Annotated in this window: 4 protein-coding genes; 3 read left to right on the top strand and 1 reads right to left on the bottom strand. The window is 28.0% G+C overall.

What is annotated here, in order from left to right:
• The first annotated feature begins 379 nt into the window (after positions 1-379).
• The 3 genes from QM536_00005 to QM536_00015 are packed head-to-tail and all read left to right on the top strand — an operon-like array spanning position 380 to position 2,576.
• Positions 380-940: an RNA polymerase sigma factor gene (locus tag QM536_00005; protein ID MDI9355398.1), complete on the top strand. Its 561-nt coding sequence runs from the start codon at positions 380-382 to the stop codon at positions 938-940.
• Positions 933-1,508, top strand: coding sequence for a hypothetical protein (locus QM536_00010; protein MDI9355399.1), 576 nt, complete (start codon positions 933-935; stop codon positions 1,506-1,508). The genes QM536_00005 and QM536_00010 overlap by 8 nt, the downstream gene beginning before the upstream one ends.
• A gap of 27 nt (positions 1,509-1,535) precedes the next feature.
• Entirely contained in the window at positions 1,536-2,576 is a 1,041-nt protein-coding gene (locus QM536_00015) for a hypothetical protein (protein ID MDI9355400.1), read from the top strand.
• A 459-nt stretch (positions 2,577-3,035) separates the two neighbouring features.
• Here the strand turns inward: QM536_00015 and QM536_00020 are convergent, their stop codons facing one another.
• A complete protein-coding gene (locus QM536_00020) occupies positions 3,036-3,563 on the bottom strand; it encodes an NlpC/P60 family protein (GenBank protein MDI9355401.1) in 528 nt (175 codons plus the stop codon).
• Positions 3,564-3,665 lie beyond the last annotated feature (102 nt).

Consider the following 3,665-nt stretch of genomic DNA (forward strand, 5'->3'; position numbering starts at 1 on the left):
GAAATGAAAAAATTTAGTTGCCCTGTATTATACAAGGTAGGTTCTAAAAATTGATTTTGATTATTTTATATAATATTTTTTAAATTAAAAAAAGCAAACTAACTATATTTTTCTGTTTTTTTTAATAGTTGCAATACGTTTTATGTTCTTTTAGAGGGAAAAGAAGTAGAAAATATTATTTTTATAATTAAAAAATACATACAGAATCAATATGTTGTTTGATGTATTGGTTTTTTTATTTATAATATACATCAAAAAAATATTCACACAATAAAAATATACTATGCAACCTTACACAAAATATTCTGTCTTTATGAGAATATGAAAATAATTATTAAAGAGAATAGAAATATAATATTCTTTATACTATACCATTTCCGTGAAAGAAAATAATACTTTTGAAAGGGACTCGCATCTTATACTTCTCTGTAAAAAAGGAAATAGAGATGCACAGTTTCAACTCTATAATCATTATAGCAAAGCAATGTTTCATATTGCTTATAGAATATTAGGCAATAAATATGATGCCGAAGATGTTTTACAAGATTCTTTTGTAAGTGTCTTTCAGAATTTGGAAACGTATAGGGGGGATTCTACTTTTGGAGCATGGCTGAAAAGAATTGTAATTAACAAAAGTTTGAATCAGATAAGAATAAAGTCAAAAAAACAGGATTGCTTTTCTCCCGAAGAATACTTAGAGAGAACTGAGGAATCGGTAGATGAAGAAACAATCTCTATGAGTATAGAAAAGGTAAAGAAAGCTGTCTTACTTTTGCCCGATGGGTTTAGAGCGGTTTTCACTCTCTACCTTTTTGAAGGATACGACCATAAAGAAATTGCGCAACTGCTCAACATAACAGAATCTACGTCAAAATCACAATTGAATAGAGCAAAAGAAAAATTAAGAACTATACTAAAAGAATTTAATGTTTATGGGTAAAAAAGACAATAGAGATAATGTAGAGTATTTTATACGCAAGAATAGAGATATGTTTTTTGATGAATCTCCATCGGATGAGGTTTGGAAAAAAATAGAAGTACGGCTACACAAGGAAAAAAAGGGTGGCTTAAGTATACTTTGGAATAATAACTTTGCGAGAATATCTGCGGTTTTTCTTATTTTAATAGGGAGTGGGGTAGTATTTTATAATCATTACTTTTCTGAAAATAGTACTTCTGTGCAAGATACAAAGCAAGTGGATTATTCTTTAGAAGAATTTCAAGAGGCAGAAGATTTTTATATACAACTGATATCAGAAAAAAAAACAGAATTATATTCTTACAAGACCGATAGTGTCTTTATGGAAAAAGGTTTTTTGAAAGATATGTACGAATTAGATAACCTCTATTTAGAATTGAAAAAAAGTATTCATCCACAAAACTATAATGAAAAAATGATAGATGCCGCTATAATGAATCTGCAACTCCGAATACATATCTTAAATAAACAAATAGCACTTTTGAAAAAAATAAAACAAAAACGAAATCAACAAGTTATATCTTTATAATAATTACATACTTAATAAAAACATACCATGAAACTCAAAAATATATTATTACTGCTCATCAGTTTTTCTTATACATTAGTATATTCTCAAGCGGAAAAACATATACAGAAACAGTTTTCTGTTTCTGGTAAAACTACCCAATTTTCTATCAAGAACAAGTTTGGAAAAGTCGTAATTACTACGTGGGAAAAAAATGAAATTTTTGTAAAAGTAGCAATGATTGTAGATAGAAAAGATGGAAATGCCAAAAAAGCAGAAGAAATGCTCCGAAATATAGAAATAGATATACAAGAGTCCCCAGGTAGTATTCAGTTTGAAACAAAGATAAATACCTCAAAAAAGAATGATCTTGAGATAAACTATGAAGTAAAAATGCCACCATACCTTCCTTTGCGGATAGAAAATAGCTTTGGAGATGCATATATAAGTTCTTATGATGGACAGGTAGATTTAATTATTGGATACGGGCATATACGTGCAGAAAATTTTACAAATACTTGTAATGTCCGACTTTCTTTTGGAAGCGGAGAAATTCAAAAAGTGAAAAATGGGGAATTCAAAATCAAATACTCCGATTTAGAAATTAAAACATTAGGAAACGCTCTTATAGATCAATCATTTTCTGACGTAAATATTGACGAGGTAGAAAATATGAATATAAAAGCAAACTATGGGAATACTACTATTCATAGTATTTATAGTATAGATGGAGAACTGAGTTTTAATGATTTTAAGTCCTCCGTGGTAACGAATTCTCTGAATGTAAATATAAGGTATGGGGACTTTAAAGTAGAAAAAATAAAAAAAAATTGCTCTGTGGCAAAGATAGATTCAAAATTTGCTGATGTTATTTTAGGAATAGAAAAAGGAATGGATGCTCAATTTGAATCTCAAACCTCGTTTTGTGATATTTCAGTGGATGATGGGAAAGCTGATGTAGATATGTATTACAAAGTAAAAACTTCTAATAGCACGCATTATAAAGGAAAAATAGGGAGAGGAGGAGATAAAATTATAAAAATTAATAGCAGTTATGGGGATGTCAATATTAAAATAGTAGAAAAATAGGTAATTATTTGATTTTTTATCATTAAAAAAAAGTATAATTAGCTTGGTTAGTATTCTAAAATAATATTAAATAGAGTGAAGAAATCTATTTCTGCTCTTGTAGGGGTCACCTATGCTTCATAACGCTGAAAAAAAATTGCCTAAACAAATACTTTATGTTAGTATTTTTTTAAGTTATAAACTATGTTATATATAGAATTTGCATTACTTGTTTTTTAGGTTATAAAAGAGATATTTTTACGTTCTTATACTTAAATCAATTTGAATTTAGAAAATTCTTGTAGGTAAATGTAGGTCATTGAGTATATTTTGTTGTTTTTTATTTTTTCTTGCTTTATTTTTGTTTTTCTCTGTTTTTTATGCTTTTAGTAAATAAAAGATAAAAACATGGCATACATATTCTCTCTTTTTTGTATTAGCTATCTATTGTGAAAAGTCACTATTATCAATATTTAGTAATTATTCCGAAGATACCCGTACTATTTTTATAATCCTTGCTGCATAATACCTGTTTTTCATGTTACTTATTTTTACTTTATGACTGGGATGTGGGTGTTTCGGGTTTCCTTCCGCGTGAATAAAATAAATAATTCCATCAATAATATCTGTTATTATTCCAGCATGTCCGCATGTTCTTTTGTGTTTATCACTTCCTGTAAAAAGAATAATATCACATTTTTGTGCTTTTTCTTGTTTTATCTCTTTTATCTTACATAGTTCTTCTGTGGTTCGAGGAATATCTATGTTATTCTTTTTGAAAACATAATTTAGAAGCCCCGAACAATCAAAACAATTGGGACCTACTCCTCCATAACAATATCCTTTGTTTAAATGTAATTTTGCCTGCTTGAGTATTCTCGCACATGGACCTTGTGAAGGTATTACCTTTTTTGTGCAAGAATAGTTTATACCCACTATTATACAAAATATGAGGCTTTTATAAATTAAACCTTTATATAGAGTATATGTAAAATTATATTTTTTCATTGTTTTTGTTAAGTAGTTACCGAATTTCAAAAAATATTTTTATTCATCTTTCAGTAAACACTCTTCTATAATTTACTATCGTATTTTTTGTGAGGGTGATTC

This window comes from Chitinophagaceae bacterium, assembly GCA_030053935.1.
Classification (GTDB): domain Bacteria; phylum Bacteroidota; class Bacteroidia; order Cytophagales; family JASGCU01; genus JASGCU01.

Bases quoted from the DNA above. Each gene is read 5' to 3' on its own strand.
- QM536_00010 (MDI9355399.1), top strand. From the start codon at position 933: ATGGGTAAAAAAGACAATAGAGATAATGTAGAGTATTTTATACGCAAG.
- QM536_00020 (MDI9355401.1), bottom strand. From the start codon at position 3,563: ATGAAAAAATATAATTTTACATATACTCTATATAAAGGTTTAATTTAT.
- QM536_00015 (MDI9355400.1), top strand. From the start codon at position 1,536: ATGAAACTCAAAAATATATTATTACTGCTCATCAGTTTTTCTTATACA.